At 70.8% G+C, this 22,575-nt stretch carries 19 protein-coding genes; 4 read left to right on the forward strand and 15 right to left on the reverse strand.

From position 1 onward, the window contains the following. The first annotated feature begins 6 nt into the window (after nucleotides 1-6). Nucleotides 7-1,203 (forward strand): serine hydrolase domain-containing protein, encoded by a 1,197-nt coding sequence (locus tag QSK31_RS12310; protein WP_285683641.1) that lies wholly within the window; start codon nucleotides 7-9, stop codon nucleotides 1,201-1,203. 55 nt (nucleotides 1,204-1,258) lie between these two features. Here the strand turns inward: QSK31_RS12310 and QSK31_RS12315 are convergent, their stop codons facing one another. The 12 genes from QSK31_RS12315 to iolC form a co-directional block, all read right to left on the reverse strand. Next, nucleotides 1,259-2,098 carry a hypothetical protein gene (locus QSK31_RS12315; RefSeq protein ID WP_285683642.1) on the reverse strand — a complete coding sequence of 280 codons (840 nt, stop codon included), beginning with the start codon at nucleotides 2,096-2,098 and terminating at the stop codon, nucleotides 1,259-1,261. 110 nt (nucleotides 2,099-2,208) lie between these two features. Further along, nucleotides 2,209-3,054 (reverse strand): sugar phosphate isomerase/epimerase family protein, encoded by an 846-nt coding sequence (locus QSK31_RS12320; protein ID WP_285683643.1) that lies wholly within the window; start codon nucleotides 3,052-3,054, stop codon nucleotides 2,209-2,211. After that, nucleotides 3,051-4,061, reverse strand: a complete 1,011-nt coding sequence (locus QSK31_RS12325) for a Gfo/Idh/MocA family protein (RefSeq protein ID WP_285683644.1) — start codon at nucleotides 4,059-4,061, stop codon at nucleotides 3,051-3,053. The genes QSK31_RS12320 and QSK31_RS12325 overlap by 4 nt, the downstream gene beginning before the upstream one ends. A gap of 2 nt (nucleotides 4,062-4,063) precedes the next feature. Then, nucleotides 4,064-4,879, reverse strand: a complete 816-nt coding sequence (locus QSK31_RS12330; protein ID WP_285683645.1) for an ATP-binding cassette domain-containing protein — start codon at nucleotides 4,877-4,879, stop codon at nucleotides 4,064-4,066. Between the two features lies 1 nt (nucleotide 4,880). Beyond that, complete coding sequence (locus QSK31_RS12335) at nucleotides 4,881-5,948, reverse strand: ABC transporter permease (RefSeq protein ID WP_285683646.1); 1,068 nt, start codon at nucleotides 5,946-5,948, stop codon at nucleotides 4,881-4,883. A 58-nt stretch (nucleotides 5,949-6,006) separates the two neighbouring features. Further along, the gene (locus QSK31_RS12340; protein WP_285683647.1) at nucleotides 6,007-6,987 is read right to left on the reverse strand and encodes a sugar ABC transporter substrate-binding protein; all 981 of its coding nucleotides are present in this window, start codon (nucleotides 6,985-6,987) and stop codon (nucleotides 6,007-6,009) included. Between the two features lie 23 nt (nucleotides 6,988-7,010). Continuing rightward, entirely contained in the window at nucleotides 7,011-7,925 is a 915-nt protein-coding gene (locus tag QSK31_RS12345; RefSeq protein ID WP_285683648.1) for a TIM barrel protein, read from the reverse strand. Beyond that, complete coding sequence (locus tag QSK31_RS12350) at nucleotides 7,925-9,409, reverse strand: CoA-acylating methylmalonate-semialdehyde dehydrogenase (protein WP_285683649.1); 1,485 nt, start codon at nucleotides 9,407-9,409, stop codon at nucleotides 7,925-7,927. Before QSK31_RS12350 ends, QSK31_RS12345 begins: the two co-directional genes overlap by 1 nt. 16 nt (nucleotides 9,410-9,425) lie before the next feature. After that, nucleotides 9,426-11,285, reverse strand: a complete 1,860-nt coding sequence (gene iolD, locus QSK31_RS12355; RefSeq protein WP_285683650.1) for a 3D-(3,5/4)-trihydroxycyclohexane-1,2-dione acylhydrolase (decyclizing) — start codon at nucleotides 11,283-11,285, stop codon at nucleotides 9,426-9,428. Then, nucleotides 11,282-12,175: a 5-deoxy-glucuronate isomerase gene (iolB, locus tag QSK31_RS12360; RefSeq protein ID WP_285683651.1), complete on the reverse strand. Its 894-nt coding sequence runs from the start codon at nucleotides 12,173-12,175 to the stop codon at nucleotides 11,282-11,284. The genes iolD and iolB overlap by 4 nt, the downstream gene beginning before the upstream one ends. Beyond that, the gene (locus tag QSK31_RS12365) at nucleotides 12,172-13,041 is read right to left on the reverse strand and encodes a Cgl0159 family (beta/alpha)8-fold protein (RefSeq protein WP_285683652.1); all 870 of its coding nucleotides are present in this window, start codon (nucleotides 13,039-13,041) and stop codon (nucleotides 12,172-12,174) included. The genes iolB and QSK31_RS12365 overlap by 4 nt, the downstream gene beginning before the upstream one ends. Further along, complete coding sequence (iolC, locus tag QSK31_RS12370; RefSeq protein WP_285683653.1) at nucleotides 13,034-13,984, reverse strand: 5-dehydro-2-deoxygluconokinase; 951 nt, start codon at nucleotides 13,982-13,984, stop codon at nucleotides 13,034-13,036. Before iolC ends, QSK31_RS12365 begins: the two co-directional genes overlap by 8 nt. Nucleotides 13,985-14,123: 139 nt before the next feature. Between iolC and QSK31_RS12375 the strand changes: the two genes are divergently transcribed. The 3 genes from QSK31_RS12375 (at nucleotide 14,124) to QSK31_RS12385 (ending at nucleotide 17,131) form a co-directional block, all read left to right on the forward strand. Continuing rightward, complete coding sequence (locus QSK31_RS12375) at nucleotides 14,124-14,867, forward strand: GntR family transcriptional regulator (RefSeq protein WP_285683654.1); 744 nt, start codon at nucleotides 14,124-14,126, stop codon at nucleotides 14,865-14,867. Between the two features lie 404 nt (nucleotides 14,868-15,271). Continuing rightward, nucleotides 15,272-16,042 carry a dioxygenase family protein gene (locus QSK31_RS12380; protein WP_285683655.1) on the forward strand — a complete coding sequence of 257 codons (771 nt, stop codon included), beginning with the start codon at nucleotides 15,272-15,274 and terminating at the stop codon, nucleotides 16,040-16,042. Between the two features lie 84 nt (nucleotides 16,043-16,126). After that, nucleotides 16,127-17,131: a TerC family protein gene (locus QSK31_RS12385; protein WP_285683656.1), complete on the forward strand. Its 1,005-nt coding sequence runs from the start codon at nucleotides 16,127-16,129 to the stop codon at nucleotides 17,129-17,131. A 57-nt stretch (nucleotides 17,132-17,188) separates the two neighbouring features. On the opposite strand, the gene QSK31_RS12390 is transcribed toward QSK31_RS12385, so the two are convergent. The 3 genes from QSK31_RS12390 to QSK31_RS12400 form a co-directional block, all read right to left on the reverse strand. Then, nucleotides 17,189-17,428, reverse strand: a complete 240-nt coding sequence (locus QSK31_RS12390; protein WP_285683657.1) for a hypothetical protein — start codon at nucleotides 17,426-17,428, stop codon at nucleotides 17,189-17,191. A gap of 182 nt (nucleotides 17,429-17,610) precedes the next feature. Beyond that, on the reverse strand, nucleotides 17,611-19,536 hold the full coding sequence (locus QSK31_RS12395) for a M4 family metallopeptidase (RefSeq protein ID WP_285683658.1): 1,926 nt from the start codon (nucleotides 19,534-19,536) through the stop codon (nucleotides 17,611-17,613). A 68-nt stretch (nucleotides 19,537-19,604) separates the two neighbouring features. Continuing rightward, nucleotides 19,605-22,562 (reverse strand): helix-turn-helix transcriptional regulator, encoded by a 2,958-nt coding sequence (locus tag QSK31_RS12400; protein ID WP_285683659.1) that lies wholly within the window; start codon nucleotides 22,560-22,562, stop codon nucleotides 19,605-19,607. Between the last annotated feature and the right edge of the window lie 13 nt (nucleotides 22,563-22,575).

A 22,575-nucleotide genomic window follows, 5' to 3' on the forward strand; every position in this document is an offset into this window, starting at 1 on the left:
AACCTCATGACCGCAAAACCCCTGGCCCTTCTGTTGGCCCTGGCTCTGACCGCCTGCGGGACGGCGTCCGCCTCCGAAACCGCCGCCCCGGCCCCGCTGGCCTCCCTTGCCCAGCAGGTCGTGGACGCCGGAGCGCCCGGGGTGATCGTCCGGGTCGACGACGGCCGCGGGCAGCCGATCGAGATCGCGCGGCAGGCGCCGTGGACCCGGGCCGACCACACCCTCGCGGCGAGTGACCGGTTCCGGATGGGCTCCAACACCAAGACGATGGTCGCCACCGTCATCCTGCAACTGGTCGCCGAGCACCGGCTCCGGCTGACCGACCCGGTCGGGAAGTGGCTGCCCGGCCTCATCCCGAACGGGAACGCGATCACCGTACGGATGCTGCTCAACCACACCAGCGGCCTGTTCAACTACACCTTCGACCCCGAGGTGCTCCAGGCGTTCACCGGCCAGGACACCCGGACCTGGACGCCCCGGCAGCTGATCGCCGCCGGCGTCCGGCACGACCCGATGTTCGCGCCCGGCGCGGGCTACTCCTACAGCAACACCAACTACGTCGCGCTCGGCCTGGTCGCCGAGAAGGCGACCGGGCACACCCTGGGCGACCTGATCCAGGAACGGATCGCCCGGCCGCTGCGCCTGAAGGACACCCACCTGGGCGCCCGAGCCGGTGGCACCCTCGCTCACGGCTACGAACCGGACGCCGCCCACATCGGCCCGCTGCTGCCCCCGGGCGTGCCCGCCGGGACCGCGTTCGCCGGCCCGGCACGGCCTGCCGGGTACGTCGACACCACCCGGATCAACACCAGCACCGAGTGGGCCGCCGGTGGCATGGTCTCCACCGCGCGGGACTGGGCCCGCTTCGACAGCGCGCTGCTGTCCGGCAAGTTCCTGCCGGCCGCCCTGCTGACGGAGATGCGCACCACCGTCGCCGAGGAGGCCGAGTTCCCGGACCGCCGGTACGGGCTCGGCCTGGAGCAGGTGGTCACCCCGTGCGGCACCGTCTGGGGCCACAACGGCCAGGTGCCCGGCTACTCCAGCGAGAACTACACCGACGCCGCCGGCAGGCGCACGGTCTCGGTGCTGACCGCGACGATCTTCGGGCTGGCCTCACCTGCGCCCCGGGCGGCCAATCAGGCCCTGGTCAACGCCGCGGTGTGCACCATGCTGGGCAAGCCGATCCCCGCCCCGGCCGGCTGATCCCCAGGTCTGCCGCGGCGTCGAGCTCGCCGGCCGCTGACCGGTGGGGTAAGCGTCAGCTTGCGGCGGGCGAGAACAGCGTCCTGGCGTCGGTGCGGACCACCGCGTCGCCCTGCTTTCCCGGTGAGGCCGAACGCAGCGGGTCCGGCCTCACCGGTCTGGCGTGCATCTCGGTCAGCAGCCACACACTCCGCCCGTCGGCTCTCCCGACGGGCACGAAGTCGAGCTCGAGGTCCGTGGTCCCCTGCACCAGAGCGCCGGGGGCCGCCTTCGTGCCGGTGACGCAGGCCGGCGCCACCTCGACGACCCGCACCGCCAGCAGGGAGTGAGTCTCGTTCGACTCGATCATGCTGGTCTTGCCGGGACGGATCTCGACGTCGGTCAGGGCGTCGCACTCGTGGACCTTGTCGTTGAGGGCGATGATGCCCTGCGACGCCCGGCCGCCCAGGTGGATCTCCCCCACCCGGATGCCGGGCTTCTCGGAGGTCAGGAGGCGCTGGTAGCGGTCGAGGTAGGCGGCGGCGAGCTCGGTGTCGGTCGACAGGGTCTCGCGGGGCAGGTCGACCGGCGCACCGCCGTCGGTCTGCGCCACCGGGCCGGCGGGCTCGATCGAGGGGCAGAGGTCGTCGAACTCCGCGTCGCTGCCGGGCTGCGCGCACAGCGCGTCGACCATCCCCTGCGGCGCCTGCTGCGGCTCTTTCGCGGAGACGATCATGCTGGACACCGCGACGCCGCCGAAGCCGCACAAGGCCAGGATGCTCACCACGACCAGGACGATGCCACCGACGCTGATCCCGCTCTTGCCGGGCGCGGCGGGCCTCGGCGCGAGCGACGCGCCGGGATCATGCGGAACAGTGTCGGAGGGCTCGGGCGAGGGCGGCACGGAAGTGGACACAATGGAGGAGTATGCACGCCGGGACGGCAGCCAAGCCCGGCGCGGGCGGCACCGGAGCCTGACCACCGATAAGGTCGCCGAGATGGCGGGACCGTGCTGTGCGCGTACGCCTAAAGGTATTGGTTGATCTTGGAGAGGTTGGCGCGGGCGCTGTCGTCGGCGCGTTCCTCCCAGGCGAAGACGCAGACGGTCGCGATGCCGTCGAAGCCGACCTCCTTCAGGGTGCCGAAGAAGAGATCCCAGTCGACCTCGCCCTGGCCGATGTCCAGGTGCTGGTGGACGCGGGCGGCCGAGCCGGGCGGATTGACGATGTAGCGCAGGCCGGACGAGCCGCGGAAGTCGAAGCTGTCGGCGATGTGCACCTGGGTGAGCAGCGGGCCGGCGTGGCGCATGATCTCGGCCATGTTGCCGCCCTGATGGAACGTGTGCGGTGCGCAGTAGAGGAACGTGACCAGGTCGCTGTCGATGCCCCGGACCAGGTTGACGCCCCCGATGCCGTCCTCGAGGAAGTCGTCGGGGTGCGGCTCCAGGACCAGGCGTACGCCCTCGCGTTCGAAGATCGGCAGCAGCTCCTCCATCGACCGCCAGAACTGGGCCTCGCTCGCGGCCGCCTGCTCGGGACGGCCGTTGAACTCGGAGTTCATCACGTTCACGCCGAGGTCGACGGTGATCTCGATGGCCCGCTTCCAGTAGCGGACCGCCGCCTGCCGCTCGTCCTCGTCGGGGCCTGACCACTTGTAGAGCGGCAGCACCGACGCCACCTCGACCTCCGCGCCGGCGAGAGCCTTGCGGAAGGCGGCGACCGTCGCGCTGTCCACCCGCGGGTGCAGGAAGAACGGCAGGAAGTCGTCGCGGGGGCTCAGCTCGATGTGCCGGTAGCCGAGGTCGGCCACCTTGCGCGGCAGCTCCAGCAGCGGGACCTTGCGCAGCATGTAGGGGTCGAGGGCGATCCTCATGCCGAGGCTCCATGGAGTTTCGGCTGTTCGGCCAGGGAGACCTCGACACGCGACCCGGACTGCAGCGCCGCCACGGCCGCGTCGGAGACCACCGCGGCCGCGTACCCGTCCCAGGAGCTCGGGCCGGCGGGCGTGCCGGTCCGCGAGATCGCGTCGATCCACTCCTGGAACTCCACGTCGTACGCGGCCAGGAAGCGCTCGCGCCAGTCGGCCGGCACCGGGTCGGCCGCGCGCAGCGACGTCCGGACGGTCACCGGGGACAGCGAGCCGAGGGATGCGGTGCCGTGCTCGCCGACGATCTCGCCGCGGATGTCGTAGCCGTACCGGATGTTGACCGAGATCTCCACGTCGACCAGCACCTCGTTCGCCGTCTCGAGGATGAGGAACAGCGGGTCCTGCAGGTCGCCCCCGTTGCGGTTCTTTCTGGGTACGAGGACACGGGCGGCCTTGATCTCGGTGCCGAACATCCAGCGCACCATGTCGATCTCGTGCACCGCGGTGTCGGTGATCGCCATCTCCTTCTCGTAGTGCGACGGCACCGAGGCGTTGCGGTGGGCGCAGTGCATCATCAGCGGCAGGCCGATGTCGCCGGCGTCCAGGATCTTCTTCAGCTCCCGGTACGCGCTGTCGTACCGGCGCATGTAGCCGACCTGGACCAGGCGGCTGCCGTGCGCGGCCTCCGCCTCGACGATCCGCAGGCACGCCTCGGCCGTGGTGGCCAGCGGCTTCTCGCAGAAGACCGGCTTGCCCGCGGCGATCGCGGCCAGCACGTACTGCTCGTGAGTCGGTCCCCACGAGCAGACGACGACCGCGTCGACGGACGGGTCGGCGATGAGCTCCTCGCCGGTGGCGTGAACGGTTGCCCCGGCCAGATCGCCGACTCTTCGGGAAACCGCGGCGTCGACGTCGGTGACCGCGGTGACCTCGACCCCGGCGAGGACCTGGGTCATCCGCCGGATGTGGTCCTGGCCGATCATGCCGGTGCCGATGACGCCGACGTGGAGCATGGTCACCTCTTCAACTCGTGGGACAGTTCGGCCAGTTCGTCGCCGCCCGCCATCTGCGCGGTCAGCTGGTCGAGCGTGACCTCGTCGCGAGTGCCGTCGAGCGCCGTGCTGCCCAGCTTCAGGATCACGAAGTGGTCCCCGACCAGGTAGGCGTGGTGCGGGTTGTGGGTGATGAAGACGACGCCGAGGCCGGCGTCGCGGGCGGCGGCGACGTACTTGAGCACCACGCCGGACTGCTTGACGCCGAGCGCGGCGGTGGGCTCGTCGAGGATGAGCACCCGGGCGCCGAAGTAGACGGCGCGGGCGATCGCGACGCACTGCCGCTGGCCGCCGGAGAGCGTGCCGATCGGCTGGTTGATGTCCTTGACGACGATGCCCATCTTGCGGAGTTCCTCGTCGGCGATCGCCCTCATCTCCTTGACCTTGAGCCTGGCCAGCGGGTAGTTGCCCACGCGCAGCTCGGAGCCGAGGAAGAAGTTGCGCCACACCTCCATCAGCGGAACCACGGCGAGGTCCTGGTACACGGTCGCGATGCCGTGGTCCAGGGCCTCGCGCGGGGACGAGAAGGAGGCCTCCTTCCCGTCGACCAGCAGGCGGCCGTCGTTGTGCGGGTGCAGGCCGGACATGATCTTGATGAGAGTGGACTTGCCGGCGCCGTTGTCACCGAGGACGCAGGTGACCTCGCCCGCGTTGACCTTCATGGAGATGCCGCGCAGGGCCCGGATCGCGCCGTACGACTTGCCGACGTCGACCATCTCGATCAGGGTCTGCCCCTTGATCAGCTGACTGTCGGCGTGATCCGCCAGGGTGTCGGTCATCTCAGTCCGCCTTCCGGGTCGTCGTCGAGAGCCGTTTGACATAGAGGTTGACCAGCACGGCGAGCAGCAGCATGACGCCGAGGAAGGCCTTGAACCAGTTCGGATCCCATCCGGCGTAGACGATGCCGAGGCTGGTCATGCCGAAGATGAACGCGCCGATCGCGACGCCCCACGCGTTGCCGAAGCCGCCGGTGAGCAGGGTGCCGCCGACGACCGCGGCGATGATGTAGAGGAACTCGTTGCCCACGCCGTTGCCGGCCTGCAGCGTGTTGAAGCGGTAGAGGATGTGCATGCCGACGAACCAGCCCAGGAACGAGACCGACATGAACAGGCCGATCTTGGTCTTGAACAGCGGCACACCGACCGCGCGGGCGCTGTCCGGCGCGCCACCGACGGCGTAGATCCAGTTGCCGGTACGGGTCCGGGTGAGGATCCAGGCGGCCAGCGCGACGAAGATCAGCCAGTAGATGACCGTTCCCCAGACCGTCACGCCGCCCACCTTGATGGTGAAGGCGAAGACGTTGGCGAGCGAGTCGAACCCGTCGATCTGCGAGATGTCGGTGGACGACACCTGGTTGGTGACCAGTTTGGTGACGCCGAGGTTGGCACCCTGCAACACGAAGAACGTGCCGAGGGTGATCAGGAAGCTGGGAATGCCGGTCCGCATCACCAGGTAGCCGTTGAGGAATCCGATGGCCAGGCAGAAGGCGAGCGAGAGGATCGCACCGATCCACAGGTTGACGCCGAGGTACCAGCAGAACATCGAGTTCACCAGGCCCGCGGTCGTGACGATGACGCCGGCCGACAGGTCGAACTCGCCGCCGATCATCAGCAGGCCGACGGCGACCGCGACGATGCCGATCGTGGAGGCCTGGTAGAGCACGGTGAAGAACGACTCGGCCGACCGGAACGCGGGAGCGGCGGCCATGAAGAAGATGAAGATGATGATCGCCGCGACCAGCGCGCCCACCTCGGGGCGGGCCAGGATCCGGTTCGACATGCCGAGTTTGACGCGGTTGGACGGCTCCGAGGGGACGGTCGCCGGAGCCGCCTGGACGGATTGGCTCATGGCTGAACTCCGATCCGCCCGGCCGGGCCCTCACCAGGCCGGCCGGGCGTCAAAGTGACTAGCGGGTGTTGTTCTTGGTGAAGGGCAGGATGGCGGCGATGTTGGCCGAGTCCACGAAGGACGGGCCGGTCAGCACGGGCTTGCCGCCGCCGATGTCGTTGCCGTTCTTCAGGTTCAGGTAGAGCGAGGTGACCGCCATGTAGCCCTGCACGTAGGGCTGCTGGTCGATGGAGAACTCGATCTTCTTGTCGCTGATGTCCTGGGCGACCTGCTGGTTGAGGTCGAACGTGACGACCTTGGCCTTGCTGCCGGCCTGCTCGATGGCCTTGAGCGCGTCCACCGCCTGCGGGGCGCCCAGCGTCACGATGTAGTCGATCGACTTGTCCTGCGCCAGCTTCGCCTGCAGCGTCGACGTGACCGCCGCGTCGTCGGCCCCGTTGACCTGGACGTTCTCGGTCGCCGGGGCGGACTTCTTCACGCCGGCGCAGCGGGCCTCCAGCGCGACCGAGCCGGCCTGCTGGATGACGCACAGCGGCTTCTTGCCACCGGCCTGGGTGATCCGCTGACCGGCGGACTCACCGGCCAGCGACTCGTCCGAGCCGAAGTACATCAGCGCGCCGAGCTGCTTGTACTGGTCGATGCCGGAGTTGAAGCCGACCAGCGGGATCTTCGCGTCGGTCGCGGCCTTGACCGCGCCGGCCAGGGCGTCCGGGGTCACCAGGGTGGTGGCGATGCCGCTCACCTTGGAGTCCACCGCGCTCTGGATCAGCTGCGCCTGCTTGGTGGCGTCCGGGTCGTTGGAGTACTTCAACGTGACACCGGTGTCCTTGGCGGCCTGCTGCGCGCCGTTCTTCACCTTGTCCCAGAACGTGTCGCCGGGCGTCTCGTGCGTGATGAAGGCGATCGTGTAGCCGGAGCTGCCCGCGGCGTTGCCACCGGACGTGGTGGAGTCGTCGGTCTTCTCACGGCCGCCGCTGCTGCAGCCGGCGACCGCGAGGGCCACCACCGCGGCAACCGCGAGGGGACGGATCATTCTCATGGGGGCTTCCCTTTCGGTGGTGACTATCGCTCCCGCGCGGGCCGCGAGTGCAGCCCGGCGGAGTTCAGGTAGGTGCGGGTCCGGGTGGCGATCGGCAGGGGCAGGTCGAAGTCGACCGGGTACATGTCCTGCTCGACCACCACGAACAGTTCGGCGTCGAGCTCGCTCAGCGCCTCGAGCACGCTCGGCACGTCCGGCAGCCCGGCCGGCGGCTCGACGCTCGCGCCCTGCGCGACGGCCTGCCCGAACGGCAGGTCGTCGGCCTTGGCGCGGGCGGCGATCGCCGGGTCCATCTGCTTGATGTGTACGTAGCCGATCCGCTCCGGATATCCGCGGATGATCGCCGGGACGTCGGCCTGCCGGTAGGCGAGGTGGCCGGTGTCCAGGCACAGCGAGACGAACGCCGGATCGGTGTCCTCCAGGAAGCGCTCGGTCTGCGCCTGGGTCTCGACGTGGTAGTCGGCGTGCGGGTGGAACCGCAGCGCCAGGCCGTACTCCTCGGCCAGCATCTTCCCGAGCGTGTTGCTGTTCGCGGTCAGCGACTTCCACGCGCCGGCGTCGAGCTCGGCCGCCTCGTGGTAGGCGCCGGTCACGTCGTCGCGGTAGCCGGGCACCGGCACGAAGATCAGGTTCTTCGCCCCGAGCGCCGCCGTCAACGAGGCGACCTTGCGGGTCTCGGCCAGCACGGCGCCGAAGTCCTTGTGCGGGCCTCCGACACCGGCCACGGTGCCGCCCGCGCAGGTCAGGTCGCGCCGCGCGAGCTCGTCCGCCAGCATCGAAGGATCGGTGGGCAGGTAACCGTAGGGGCCTAGCTCCAGCCAGTGGTAGCCGGCGCCGGACAACTCGTCGAGGAACCTTTCCCACGGCGTCTGGCGCGGGTCGTCGGCGAACCAGACGCCCCACGAGTCGGGACAGCTTCCCAGACGCAGGTGCCGCATCACGAGGCCGTCGGGAAGTGCAGGCTCGCCTCGACCTGCGGCCAGCGCGAGGTGACCACCTTGGCACGGGTGTAGAACGAGACGCCCTCGGGACCGTGCACATGCTTGTCGCCGAAGAGCGAGTCCTTCCAGCCGCCGAACGAGTAGTAGGCCATCGGCACCGGGATCGGGACGTTGATGCCGATCATGCCGACGTTCACCCCGCGCTGGAACCGCCGGGCCGACTCGCCGCTGCTGGTGAAGATCGCGGTGCCGTTGCCGTACGGGTTGGCGTTGATCAGGTCGATCGCCGCGTCCACGCTGTCGGCGCGGACCACCGACAGCACCGGGCCGAAGATCTCCTCGGTGTACACGTCCATGTCGGTGCCGACCTGGTCGATGACCGTCGGGCCGACGAAGAAGCCGTCCTCGTACCCGGGCACCTTGAGCCCGCGCCCGTCCACCGTGACCTTCGCGCCCTGCTGCTCGCCGGTGCCGATCAGGTGCTCGATGCGCTCCTTGGCGGCCGCGGTCACCACCGGGCCCATCTCCGCCTTCGGGTCGCGGCCGTTGCCGACCACCACCTCGTTCGCCTTGCGGTTCACCAGGTCGACCAGGGCGTCACCGGCCGCGCCGACCGCCACCGCGGCCGAGATCGCCATGCACCGCTCGCCGGCCGAACCGAACGCGGCGGCGGACAGGTGGCCCGCGGCGTACTCGAGGTCGGCGTCCGGCAGGATGATCGCGTGGTTCTTGGCGCCGCCGAGGGCCTGCACCCGCTTGCCGTTCGCGGTGCCCCGGGTGTGGATGTACCTGGCGATCGGCGTCGAGCCGACGAACGACACCGCGGCGATGTCCGGGTGGTCGAGGATCGCGTCGACAGCTGCCTTGTCGCCGTGCACCACGTTGAAGACACCGTCCGGCAGGCCCGCCCGCTGCCACAGCTTCGCCACGAAGTTGGACGCCGACGGGTCGCGCTCGCTGGGCTTGAGCACGAACGTGTTGCCGCACGCGATCGCCACCGGGTGCATCCACATCGGCACCATGGCCGGGAAGTTGAACGGGGTGATGCCGGCGACCACGCCCAGCGGCTCACGGAAGCTGAACACGTCCACGCCGGACGAGGCCTGGTCGGTGTAGTCGCCCTTGAGCAGCTGCGGGATGCCGCACGCGAACTCGATCACCTCGAGGCCACGCTGCACCTCCCCGGCCGCGTCCGACAGCACCTTGCCGTGCTCGTCCGAGACGATCTCGGCGAGCTCCTTGACGTTGGCGTTGACCAGCTCGCGGAAGGCGAACAGGATCTTCGACCGCTTGCTCAGCGACGAGTCGCCCCACTGCTCGAAGGCCGCCTTCGCGGTGGCCACCGCGGCGTCCACGTCGGCGGGCTCGGCCAGCACCACCTCGTGCTGACCCCGGCCGGTCGCCGGGTTGTAGACGGTCGCGCGCCGGGTGCCCGTGCCGGGCGTCTCGGCGCCGCCGATCCAGTGCTCGATGGTTCCCACGGTTTGTCCGGCCCTTCTAGAGATAGTCGCGCTGGTCGCGCTTGGCTTCGGTGTACGCGGCGTACGCCGCCCGGGTGCTGTCCAGCTCCGACACCTCGGAGACCGGCACGTCCCACCAGCTCTCGCTGGACGGCACCGTGCTCAGCGGATCGGTCTCGATGTGCACGACGGTCAGCCGGTCGGCCTCGCGGGCCCGCTGGAGGCCCTCGGTCAGGTCGGCGATCGTGCGGCACCGGATCACCTGGGCGCCCAGGCTCTCCGCGTTGGCGGCCAGGTCGATCGGCAGCTTGCCGCCGTCGTAGTCGTCGTGCTCGCCGCGGTAGCGGTAGCTGGTGCCGAACCGCTGCGAGCCGAGCGACTCGGACAGCGCGCCGATCGACGCGAAGCCGTGGTTCTGCACCAGCACGATGATCAGCTTGACGTTGTCCGACACCGCGGTGACGATCTCCTGCGCCATCATCAGGTAGGAGCCGTCGCCGACCAGGGCGAACACCTCGCGGCCCGGGTCGGCCAGTTTGATGCCCAGCGCGCCGGCCACCTCGAAGCCCATGCACGAGTAGCCGTACTCGACGTGGTACTGCTTCGGATCCCGGGCGCGCCAGAGCAGCTGCAGGTCACCGGGCATGCTGCCGGCCGCCTGGACCACGACGTCGCGTTGCCCGGCGGCGTCGTTGACGGCCCCGATCACCTCGGCCTGGGAGGGCAGGTCACCCTGACTTGTCGCGTACGCCGCGCTGACGGTCTCCTGCCAGGCGGCGACGTCGCCGGTGTAGGTCCGGTCCCAGGTCCGGTCCAGGCTCAGGGCGGCCAGTGCCTCGCGGGCGTCCGCCACCACCGGCACCGCGGACTGCTTGGCCGCGTCGAACGCCGCCACGTTGATGTTCACGAACGTCACGCCGGGATTCTGGAACTGCGTCCGGGACGCCGTGGTGAAGTCGCTGTAGCGCGTGCCGATGCCGATGATCACGTCGGCTTCGCGGGCCAGATTGTTGGCCACGGGGGTGCCGGTCGATCCGACGCCGCCGACGGCGTTGGGATGATCCCAGGAGACGGCGCCCTTGCCCGCGTGCGTGTCCGCGACCGGGATGCCCGTGGCCCGTGCGAAGGCATCCAGCTCCGCCGACGCCTCGCTGTAGATCACGCCGCCGCCGACGATGATCAGCGGCTTTTCCGCGTTCCTGATGACCTCGACCGCTCTTGCCAGGGCCGCGGGCTCGGGGACCGGGCGGGCCACGTGCCAGACCCGCCTGCGGAACAGCTCGTCCGGGAAGTCGTGCGCCTCGGCCTGCACGTCCTGCGGCAGGCAGATCGTGACGGCGCCGGTCTCCGCCGGGTCGGTCAGCACCCGCATCGCGGCCAGCAGCGAGGACGCCAGCTGCTCGGGCCGCCAGATCCGGTCGAAGAACTTCGACAGCGGCCGGAAGGCGTCGTTGACACTCACGTCGTACGAGCGGGGGTCCTCGAGCTCCTGGAGCACCGGCGCGGTCACCCGGGTGGCGAACACGTCGCTGGGCAGCAGCAGGACGGGCAGCCGGTTGACCGTGGCGAGCGCGGCGCCGGTGAGCATGTTGGTGGAGCCGGGCCCGATCGACGCGGTGCACGCCATCGTCGACAGCCGGTTCTTCATCCGGGCGTAGCCGGCCGCGGCATGCACCATGGCCTGCTCGTTCCGGGCAAGATGATAAGGAAGATCGTCACTGCCACCCGTTCGCAGGCTGGTGCGCTGAGCCTGCAGCAACGCCTGGCCGACGCCGGCCACGTTGCCGTGGCCGAAGATGCCGAAACAGCCGGCGATCGTGCGCTGCTCCACGCCGTCGCGCTCGGTCCACTGGTTGGCCAGGAACTTCACGACGGCCTGGGCCACGGTGAGTCTCACTGACGCCTCCCTTCCACGGTCGAGGTCATCGGCAGGCGGGGATCCAGCTCCTGGTCCGCCCACAACCCGCGCACCCAGCCGTGCGCCGGGTCGTCGCGGATCAGCCACTCCCGCTCCCCCGGGCCGGCCATGACATTGAGGTAGTACAGGTCGTAGCCCGGCGCTGCCATGGAGGGCCCGTGCCACCCGTACGGGATCAGCACGACGTCACCGGAGCGCACCTCGGCGCACACGTCGATCGGGCGGTCCACATGGCCGTACACCCGCTGGTAGGCCGAACCGGGCGTCCCGGCCGGCGCCGCCGCCACCTCGAAGTAGTAGATCTCCTCCAGCGACGACTCGCCGTCGCCCGCCTCGTCGTGCTTGTGCGGCGGGTACGACGACCAGTTGCCGCCGGGCGTGAGCACCTCGCAGGCGATCAGCCGGTCGCATTCGAACGTCCGCGGCGTGCAGAAGTTGTTCACCTGGCGGCTGGCATGCCCGGCGCCGCGCATCTCGACCGGCACGTCCTCGGCCGCGCCGTAGCGGAACGGCAGCCGCCGCCCGGCCTTGGCCGAGGGCAGCGCGAACCGGCCGCCGCTGGGCGCGCGCACCGTCACGGTGGCGTCCCGCGGCACGTACGCGAAGTCGGTCACCCGGCTGAACACCGACCGCCGCCCGGTCAGCGTGACCCGCTCGTCGTCGCAGGTCACGTCGCAGCCCCCGGCAAGCGGCAGGACCAGCATCTCCTCGTCGCCGGTATGGAACGTGGCCCGCGTGCCGACCGGCAGGTCGAGCACCCGCAGCCCGCTGAAGCCCCACCCCGCGGTCTCCGGCGTGATGACCAGCTCGAACGGCTTGCCCGCGGTGCTGCCCTTCGGCACGACCGGGTTGACCCGCGCCTCGCTCACAGCAGGCTCACCGCCCGGTCGACCGCGTCCGCGACGTCCCCGCCCTGCGGGTAGAGCAGGCTCCGGCCGATCACCAGCCCCTGCACGGTCGGCAGATCAAGAGCCTTCTTCCACTGCGCGTACGCCGCGTCGGCGTCCGCCGCGACCTCGCCGCCGAGGATGAGCGCCGGCAGCGTGGTCGCCGCCATCACCCGTTCCATGTCCTGCACGACCGGGACCTTCAACCAGGTGTACGCGGACGTCCGGCCCAGCCCCGCGGCCACCGTCTGCGCCCGGATCATCGCCTCGGCGGTCAGCTCGTTGCGGACCCGCCCGTCGACCCGGTGCGAGATGAACGGCTCGACCATGGCCATCAGGCCCCGGCCGGCCAGGTCGCCGACCGCGCGTCCGCACGACTCCAGGGTGGCCACCGTCCCGGCGTCGTCCGGGTCGATCCGCAGCAGCATCTTGCCGCCCTCGAAGCCGGACTCGGCGATGCTGCCGGCGTCGTACGCGGTGAACCGGTCGTCGATCTCGAAGGCCGTGCCGGCCAGCCCGCCGCGGTTCATCGAGCCGATCACCACCTTGTCGTCCAGGACGCCGAGCAGCAGCAGGTCCTCGAGGATGTCGGGGGTGCCGAGCACGCCGTTGACGCCGGGCCGGGCCAGCGCGGTGCAGATCCGGTCCAGCAGGTCGGCCCGGTTGGCCATCGCGAGGGGGTCGGCGCCGGCCCGCAGCGCGCCGCGGGCCGGATGGTCGGCGGCGATGATCATCATCTTGCCGTGCCCGGCGAGGAACGACGCCGGGCGGCGCCGGGCGGCCGCGGCCGCGGCGATCGCCTGGGGGCGCTGGATCCGGGCCTCGACGAGGTCCGCGATGTCACGCACGGGTGGCTCCTTCCAGAAGCTCGCGTACCTCGGACTCGGTGGGCATGGCGTCGGCGCAGGACAGCCGGGAGGCGACGATGGCGCCGGCGGCGTTGCAGAAGCGCATCAGCTCCTCCAGGTCCCAGCCGCTCAGCAGCCCGTGGCACAGGGCGCCGCCGAACGCGTCCCCGGCGCCCAGGCCGTTGACCACGTCCACCGGGTTGGGCGGAACCTCGACCTGCTCCCCGTTCCGTGATGCCAGAACACCCTCGGGGCCCTGCTTGATCACGGCCAGCTCGACACCGGCCTCGTGCAACGCTTTCGCGGCTTCGCGGGGCTCGGTCGCGCCGACCGCGGTGTCCGCCTCGTCGAGGTTGCCGACCGCGACCGTCGCGTACGGCAGGGCCTGCTGATACCAGCTGCGCGCCTCTTCCCGGCTCGACCAGAACATCGGCCGGTAGTCGAGGTCGAAGACCGTGATGCCGGCCTTGTCGCGGTGCTTGAGCGCGGCGAGTGTGGCTTTCCTCGACGGCTCCTGGCACAACCCGGTGCCGGTGACCCAGAAGATGCCGGCGTCCTTGATCGCGCCCAGGTCGAGCTCGTGCTCGTGGATCTCCAGGTCGGGGGCCTTGGGGAAGCGGTAGAAGTAGAGCGGGAAGTCGTCCGGCGGGAAGATCTCGCAGAACGTGACCGGGGTCGGGTAGGCGGTCACCGGCGTGACGAAGCGGTCGTCCACCCCGAAGCCGCGCAGCGCGTCGTGCAGGAACTCACCGAACGGGTCGGCGCCGGTACGCGAGATCAGCGTCGCGTGGCGGCCGTAACGGGCGGCGGCGACCGAGACGTTGGCCGCGCTGCCGCCGAGGAACTTGGCGAAGGTACGCACCTCGCGCAACGAGACGCCGATCTGTTCGGGATACAGGTCGACGCCGAGGCGCCCCATGGTCAGTACCTCATCCGCAGGCATGCGGTTCCCTCCCGCCCGGGTTCGCCGGGCAGAACGTATGTGATCGATGTTCACTCTGTTTCAGTTCGTTTCGATGTAATAACGTGAGGGCTTCCACGTCAATACTTTGTCATGACAAGCTGTCGAACGAGGAGGTGCCATGACCAGCCCGATCCGCCCCGCCGAGGTCGACCGCACCAGCCCGGTTCCCCTGTATTTCCAGGTCGCCACGCGCCTCCAGGAGCTGATCGAGAGGGGCGAGATCGGGGTCGGCGACCGCATCGAGAACGAGGTCGACCTGGCCGAACGGCTCGGCGTGTCGCGGCCGACCACCCGCCGGGCGATCCAGTACCTGGTCGAGCGCGGCATGCTGGTGCGCAAGCGCGGGGTCGGCACCCAGGTGGTGCACCCCAAGGTCCGCCGGCCGGTCGAGCTCTCCAGCCTCTACGACGACCTGCGCACCTCCGACCGCACGCCCCGCACCGAGGTGCTGAAACTCGAGGTGGTGCCGGCCGGCGGCGAGGTGGCGGCCGCGCTGGAGATCGAGCTCGGCACCGAGGTCACCTGGATCGAGCGGCTGCGCTACGCCGGCGGTGAGCCCCTGGCGATCATGCACAACGCGATCCCGATGGACCTGATCCGGCTCACCGACCGCGACCTCGCCGAGCACGGGCTCTACGAATTGTTACGGCGAGCCGGATTCGTCCCGCGAATTGCTACCCAGGTGATCGGCGCCCGCTCGGCCGGCGCCACCGAGGCGCGCATCCTCTCCGAGAAACGCGGCGCCTCGCTGCTCACCATGACCCGCACCGCGTGGGACGCCGGCGGCCGCGCCCTGGAGTACGGCAGCCACGTCTACCGGGCCAGCCGCTACTCGTTCGAGCTCAACCTCTCGGCCGGCTGATCCCGCCCGCGGAGGGAACGAACGTGCTCTCCCTCGGTGAACTTTCGGCGGGCTGATCCCGCCCGTCCACCTCTCGAATGTTCGATACCTGGCTCGGCGGTCATGACGGCTCGCCAAGCCGTGTCCCACCCGCCGCGCCGGCTCACCTTCGGGCCGACCACCGCCGAGGTCGACGCGGCCACCGCCGCCGGCCCTTCCGCGGCCGACACGGGTCTGGACGCCACCCTCGACCGCCTCCTGCAGCCCGTCGCCGTGCCCGCCGGTGCCGGCGGACGTTCTCGGCGCCGATCACGAGAGGATTCTGGGCGGCTGGCAGGGGCGCATCACATTTAGTTGACGCGACAACTATCCGGGCGTACCGTGGGGCCTGGATTTGTTGAAGTCTCAACTGGAGGCCCCCTGCCATGAGCACTATGCCCGCCCTCTTCCTCAGTCACGGCGCGCCGCCGCTGGTCGACAACCCGGTGTGGGTGGCGCAGCTGAAACAGCTGGCAACGGGGCTGCCCAAGCCCAAGGCGATCCTGATGGCCTCGGCGCACTGGGAGTCCACGCCGCTGATGCTCGGCGCGACCGAGACCGTCCCGCTGGTGTACGACTTCGGCGGCTTCGCCCAGCACTACTACGAGGTGCGGTACCGGGCGCCCGGCGCGCCCGAGCTCGCCGACCGCGTCGAGAAGCTGATGCCCGACTCGCAGCCGGTGGCCCGCACCGACCGGGGCCTCGACCACGGCGCCTACGTGCCGCTGACCGTGATGTACCCGGACGCGGACATCCCGGTGCTGCAGATGTCGCTGCCCACGCTGGAGCCGGACGACCTGCTCGACCTGGGCCGGCGGCTGCGACCGCTGCGCGAGGAGGGTGTGCTGATCGTCGGCTCCGGGTTCACCACGCACGGGCTGCCGTTCCTGCGCGACTTCCGGGAGGACGCGCCGGCGCCGGGCTGGTCGCGGGAGTTCGACGCGTGGGCGTCCGAGGCGCTCGCCCGCGGGGCGGTGGACGAACTGGCCGGCTTCCGCGACCGGGCGCCCGGGATGCCGTACGCGCACCCGACCATCGAGCACTTCGCGCCGATGTTCCTCACGCTGGGCGCCTCGGAAGACCCCTCACGGTCCCCCGACCAGGCGATCGACGGCTACTGGATGGGCTTGTCCAAACGCTCGTTCCAAGTGGTCTGACCTTTACTTGTTCAGGCATTTCTCAGCCTGGCCGGGGACGCTTGTGGGAATGTCGCAGCAATCCGTCCGGAAGGTTCCCTGTTGATGCTTGAGGTCACCGCGCTCGGCTGGACGCTGACCATCGGAGTCATCGTCGCCCTGCTCGCCCTCGATCTCGCCGTCGGCGTGCTCCGACCGCACGCCGTCGGCTTCCGTGAGGCCGCCGTCTGGTCCGTCTTCTACATCGCCGTCGCCATCGCCTTCGGCTTCGTCTTCGCCTCGATCGCGGGCTGGGACTTCGGCGCGCAGTACTTCGCCGGCTACATCGTCGAGAAGAGCCTGTCGGTCGACAACCTCTTCGTCTTCGTGATCATCATGAGCACCTTCGCGGTGCCCGAGAAATACCAGCAGGAGGTCCTGACCTTCGGCATCATCATCGCGCTGGTGCTGCGGGTCATCTTCATCGCGCTCGGCGCGACGCTGCTGTCGCTGTTCTCGTTCATGTTCCTGATCTTCGGGCTGCTGCTGGTCTTCACCGCGGTACAGCTCTTCCGGCACCGCGACGAGGATCCGGACGTCGACGACAACGCGCTGGTCAAGGCCAGCCGGCGGCTGCTGCCGGTGACCGACGACTACGTCGACGGCAAGATGATCACCCGGGTCGACGGGCGGCGGATGGTCACGCCGCTGTTCATCGTGCTGATCGCGATCGGCAGCTCCGACCTGCTGTTCGCGCTCGACTCGATCCCCGCCGTGTTCGGCGTGACCTCCGAGGCGTACATCGTCTTCGCCGCCAACGCCTTCGCCCTGCTCGGTCTGCGGGCGTTGTTCTTCCTGGTCAAGGGCCTGCTCGACCGCCTGGTCTACCTGAGCACCGGGCTGTCGCTCATCCTGGCCTTCATCGGCGTCAAGCTGATCCTGCACTGGCTGCACGAGGACGTCTGGCACGACGCCCCGGAGATCAGCACCCCGGTCTCGCTCGGCGTCATCCTGGTCGTTCTGACGGTCACCACCGTCGCCAGCCTGATCAAGTCCCGCAACGACCCGGCGGCGAAGGCACACGCCGGCAGCATGCGCGCGCACCGCACCCGCGAGGAGAAGCGCTCCTAGACCGACGAGGGGCCCGACAACGGCGTCGGGCCCCTCGTTCTGCGCTCGTCACGCCGATCAGGCGGCGCGGTGGCCGCCGACGCCGCCGGCCGTACGGTGCCGCTCGTAGTCCTGCTGGTCCAGGATGGCGCGGATGAGCCGGGTCTCCTCGGCGCTGTGCCGGGCGATCAGCTCGTCGAGCTCGGCCCGCTCGGCCGGCGACTGGAACGCGGCCAGCTCGGTGCTCAGCAGACGGTGCTCCCGGCGCTCGATGGCGCGGTGCACGATCGCGGTGCGGATCTTCTTGACGAATGCCATGGTTCTACTCCCCCAATAAACTGACTCTCTGTTATCTCCTTCCACGATCCGCGCCGGGCTTTGAATCAACAAATCCACCAGGCAAAACTCTGGTGATGAAAGTGACCCGCACCACCGGAATGCAGTAGCGCGGGTCACTCTCCGTCGACAGTGGCCAGGTCAGAGGCCGTCTGTCAGGTCGATCACACGGTCAGCGTCCAGGTGTTGATGTAACCGGTGTCCTGGCTGGCCACATCCTGCACCTTCAGCTTCCAGGCGCCGTCCGCCGCCTCACCGGACACGTTCACCGTGTAGGTGGTGTTGACGTTGTCCGCGCTGTCCGAGCCGCTGCTGTTCTTCAACCGGTAGCTCGTACCGTCCGGCGCCACCAGGTCGACCACCAGGTCACCGCGCCAGGTGTGCACGATGTTCACCGCCGCCGTCGAGGACGACGAGGCGTTCCGGCTACAGCCGCTGATCGTGATCGTGCTGGTCACCGCCGCGCCGTTGTCCGGGATGGACACGTCGGAGGCGTTGGTGCCGGAGCAACCGGTCGGGTCCGGCGGGGTGGTGCCACAGGTCGGCTCGTTGCTCTGCGCCGGGACGCTGATCGCGTTCCAGGCGTTCTTCACCGTGGTGAACTCGGTGCAGCTGTTCGGGTACAGGTTCTTCGCCGCGTTCAGCGTGGCCGTACGGATGTTCGCGTACTTCCAGGTCGAGGTCTTCGCCTGCAGGGCGTTGTAGTAGATCTCGCCCGCCTTGCGGATCGAGATGCCGGCGACCGTGCTGCTGTTGCAGGTCGGGCTGGCCGGCTGCCCGCTGGACGGGCTCGAACCCTCGGCGACCAGGTAGAACCAGTGGTTCAGCGGGCCGGCCGCGGCATGCACCTCGGTGCTCGGGATCGACGACGACCAGCAGTTCGGGTCGCCCGCCAGGGACGGGTTGTACATGTAGCGGATCGGGCCGTCGCCGACCAGATCCACCTCCTCGCCGACCTGGTAGTCCGGCGGGTCGTTCGGGTTGTTCGCGTACGCCTCGACGAGCGCGCCGAAGATGTCACCGGTCGACTCGTTGATGCCGCCGTTCTCGTTGCCGCTGCCCGCGCCGCCCGGCGTGTACTGGAACACCGCGTGGCCGTTCTCGTGCGCCACCACGTCGATCGGCGTCGCCTGGCGGGTGTTCGCCTGGTTGTGGCCGAAGTTCGTGTACGAGCCGTTCCAGTAGGCGTTCACGTCGGCCAGGCCCACCCGGATCGGCGGGTTGCTGCCGGAGCCGGTGACGCCGTTGCGGCCGAACCAGGAACTGAGCATGTCGATCTCACGCTGCGCCCCGTAGAGCGCGTCGACGCAGGCCGTCTCCAGGTTGGTGCCGGAGCCGTTGCCCCACGCGTCGTCGGTGCCGGTGTACGCCGACCCGTTCTGCCCGCCGCACTTCAGACCCGGGCGGGTCGTGTCCGTCAGCGAGAACGACGAACCCGAACCGGAGGTGTTGATGGTGACGTTGCCGTAGTAGTAGCCGTTGCCGGTGCCCTCCCGGACCAGGTCGACGGCGTCGGCCACCTTGCCCGTGGACGCGTCCACGAAGATGTGCTGGTTGCTCGGCTTCCCGCCGGCCAGCACGCCGGTGACATCCACCTCCCAGACCAGCTTCGACGCGCCGAACGCGAGCACCTTGAGCGTGGCGCCGGACGCGCTCTCCACCTTGGCCAGCTGCGCCTTCGCGACCTCGACGGCCCGCTCGGCGGTGATCGCCGGGGTGGTCGTGACCTTGATCTCGGCGGACTGCGCGACCGACGTGCCGGTCACCGCGCCCGCCGCGTCGGTGCTGACCACCACGTCGCCGCCGACCACAGGCAGACCTTGATGCGTACGGGAGTAGGTGACGTACTGCAGGCCTCGGGTGCCCGCCACCACACCCGTGCGCTGAAGAACGTCACCGGTGGCGATACGCAGGGAGGCGTCCGCCGCGGGACTGCTGACGAGCCGGTCGGCCGCGGTGGCGGCCAGCGTGGGAGCAGGGGTGGGGCTCGGCGCCTGGGCCGGTGCGGCGCCCGCAGGCGTTGCCGCCAGGGTCAGCGCCGCGCCGGTGGCCAGGGCCATCGAGGCTCGGATCAGATGGGTTGGTCGCACGCTCGTACTCCGTTCTGCGCGGCCCGGGGGTCTGGGCCAGTGAGCAGAACGCTAGGCATCGACGGTCGTCACCGAATCAGGGAAAACCCTTGCAGGCGGGAGGCGAGCTGGGTGCGCGAGCGTACGCCGAGCTTGCGGTACACGCGGGTCAGCGTCGCCTCGATCGTCTTGACGCTCAGATACAACTGGCCCGCGATCTCCCGGTTGCTCGCGCCGTCCCGGACCAGGCCCGCGATGCGCGCCTCCGTGGACGTCAGCCCGAACTCGGCCGGCGGCGCCGTCGTGCTCTCCGTACCCGCCAGCGCCCGCTCGGTCTGCTCCGTCCACGGTCGCGCCTCCGCGGCCAGGAAGATGGCCAGCGCCGCGCCGATCGCGACCCGGGCAGCCGCGTACCGGCGGCGGCGCCGCTCCGCGCCACCCTGCACGAGCAGCGCGTGCGCCTGCTCGATCGGCTGCCGCAGCTGCTCGAAGTGCAGCGCGGCGGCGGCCGACAGGATCACCGCGGTGTCCGCCTGGCCGCGCTCCGACAACACCACCGCCGACGCCCGGTCCAGGTAGCCGACCATGCCCGGGGTGCTGCCCAGCCGATGCGCCGCCGACCGGGCCGCGCTCAGGGTCTCCGCCGCCTCCTCGTGCTCGCCCAGCGCCGCCAGCCCACCCGCCAGGTCGCCGTGCCAGCGGACGATCATCGGATCCTCGATGCCGTCCTCGGAGTCCCGCAGCCGCCGCAGCGCCGCCACCCCGGCCCGGGTGTCGCCGGAACGCAGGGCCGCCTGGCCCAGGGCGTGCAGGTTGCGGCGCAGGTAGATGGAGTCGCCCTCCTGCTCCGAGGCACGCACGCCCCGGCGGGCGTAACCCGCGGCCGCGGTCAGGCTGCCACCGGCCAGCTCCGCCACCGCGGCGGTGTACCAGGTCGGGCCGGGACTCAGGCCCGCACGCTGGGCGGCGTCGACGGCGCGGTGCGCGTACCGGAGAGCCTCCCGGCAGCGGGCCGCCCGGGTGGCCACCTCGGAGAGGCTGCGCAGCACCTCGACCAGCGCCTCGCCGCTGCGGTCCTGCTCGGCCACCGCGAGCAGCCGGAGCAACTCGTCACGGGCCTCGTCCAGCCGGTCGTCGATCATCGCGAACCGGGCCGCCATGTAGCGCGGTCCCATGTGGAGCCAGCCCGGCACCTGCTCGGCGGGCAATGCGAGCGCCTGCCGCAGCGTCACCGGCCAGCACTGCTCGCCGCGCATCCGCTGCACCTGGGCCAGCGCGCCGAGCGCCATCGCCTCGATCGTCCGGTCCCCGGCCCGGCGAGCGTCGCCGACGGTACGCCCGGCCTCCGTCGCGGCGGCGTCCGGATCGCCACCGATCATCGCCGCCCACGTCCGCCGAAGCCGCACGGGCGCCAGCAGCGCCGGGTCGTCGCCCGCCTCGACCAGCGCGGCCGCGACCATCTCGGCGACCTCGGCCATCGCCTGCCCCGCCAGGTCGATCAGCACCAGCCTCGCGCGCACCCGATGCCCCGGCGGGGTGTCCGCGGCCAGTACGGCCTCGGCGGCCCGGCCGGCCAGCTCCGGGGCGCCGCAGGAGGCGGCCGTGGTCGCGGCGGCCAGCAGCCAGTCGCGGCGCTCGGGGGCGTTGTCCGCCGGGCAGCGGGCGGCCGCGAGCAGGTAGAGCTCGGCCGCGGTCCGCCCTCCGGCCTGCGCAGGGGTCGCCCTGTCTTGGACGCCCGTGCCTGCGGCGCGGGCCGCGGCTGCCGCTAAAGACCTGGCCACCTCTGCGTCCGGGCGGCCGCTGCGCAGGGCCTGGTGCCAGATCGTGCCGATCGGCTCGGTGGCGGCCGTCGCCAGGTCGTCGTGGATCTCGGCGCGGGTGGCCGCTTCGAGGTCGCCGGTCAGTACCTCGGCCAGGATCGGCGGCGTGAAGCGGATCGTCTCGCCTTCCAGTGTGACCAAGCCGGCGGACTCGGCCAGTCGCAACTCACGAGGCGCGTCCTCGCGGCCGGCCCGGATGAGCAGGCCGGTCGTCGGCTCGTGGGCCAGCGCGGCGACGGTCAGGGTGCGCTTCGCGCCGGGCGGCAAGGCGTCCAGTCGCTCGCGCAGCAGGGCTCGGGCCGACTCGGGCAGTGGCGCCGGTCGCCAGGCGGGGCCCGGCGGGAGCGCCGCGCCCAAGGCCAGCGCGAGGAAGGGGTTGCCGCCACTCGCTTCGTGCAGCCGGCTGGCCGTGCGGCACGGCAGGCCGCGGGACTCCAGCAGCTCGGTCAGGTCGTCGGCGTCGAGCGGCGGGACGGCCAGCTCGAGAATCGGCGCCGGACAGAGCCGGACGGCCCGGCGTGGCCCCGCAGGATCCTGCCCGGCGCGACGGGACGCGGCGGGGCGACGGGAAAGGTCGGCGCGGCCCAAGTCGGCGCGGCCAGAAGGATCTGCGTGGCCGGAGAGGTCGGCACGGCCGGAGAGGTCGACGGGGTCGGAGATGACGGCTCGGCCGCGAAGGCCGGCGCGGTCGGGGAGGGCGGCGCGGTCGGGGAGGGCGGCGGGGCGGCGTTCGGCGGCGATGACGCGGATGCGCGGGCCGGGGCGGCGGCGCATGGCGAAGGCGATCAGCCCGGCCGACTGCGGGTCGAGCCACTGCGTGTCGTCCAGGACGAGCAGGACGTCGCGGGTGCGGGCGCACGCGGCCAGCAGCAACGGCAAAACCAGCCGGCGGGCCAGGGCCGGACTGCCCGCGCGGGGCGGCAACGCCTGGCGGAGGGCGCTCAGCGCGGCCCGCTGGGCCGGTGGGAGCGCGGCCGCGGCCTCCGGCGGGAGCTGGGCGACCAGGTCGGCGATCGCCGACCAGGGCACGTGCTGCTCGGCGCGTTCCGGGCGCAGGCGCAGGACCAGGTCGCCGCGGGCGGCAGCGTCGTCGGCGACGGCGTCCAGCAGGGCGCTGCGGCCGATGCCGGGCGGGCCGTGCAGGGCGGCTCCCCCGCCGGCGGCGAGGCGCTCGGCGATGGCGGCGCGCAGGTCGGCTCGCCCGACCAGGGTGCCTGCCGACCACATTTGGCCAGCTTAG

Source organism: Actinoplanes sp. NBRC 103695 (assembly GCF_030269485.1).
GTDB lineage: Bacteria > Actinomycetota > Actinomycetes > Mycobacteriales > Micromonosporaceae > Actinoplanes.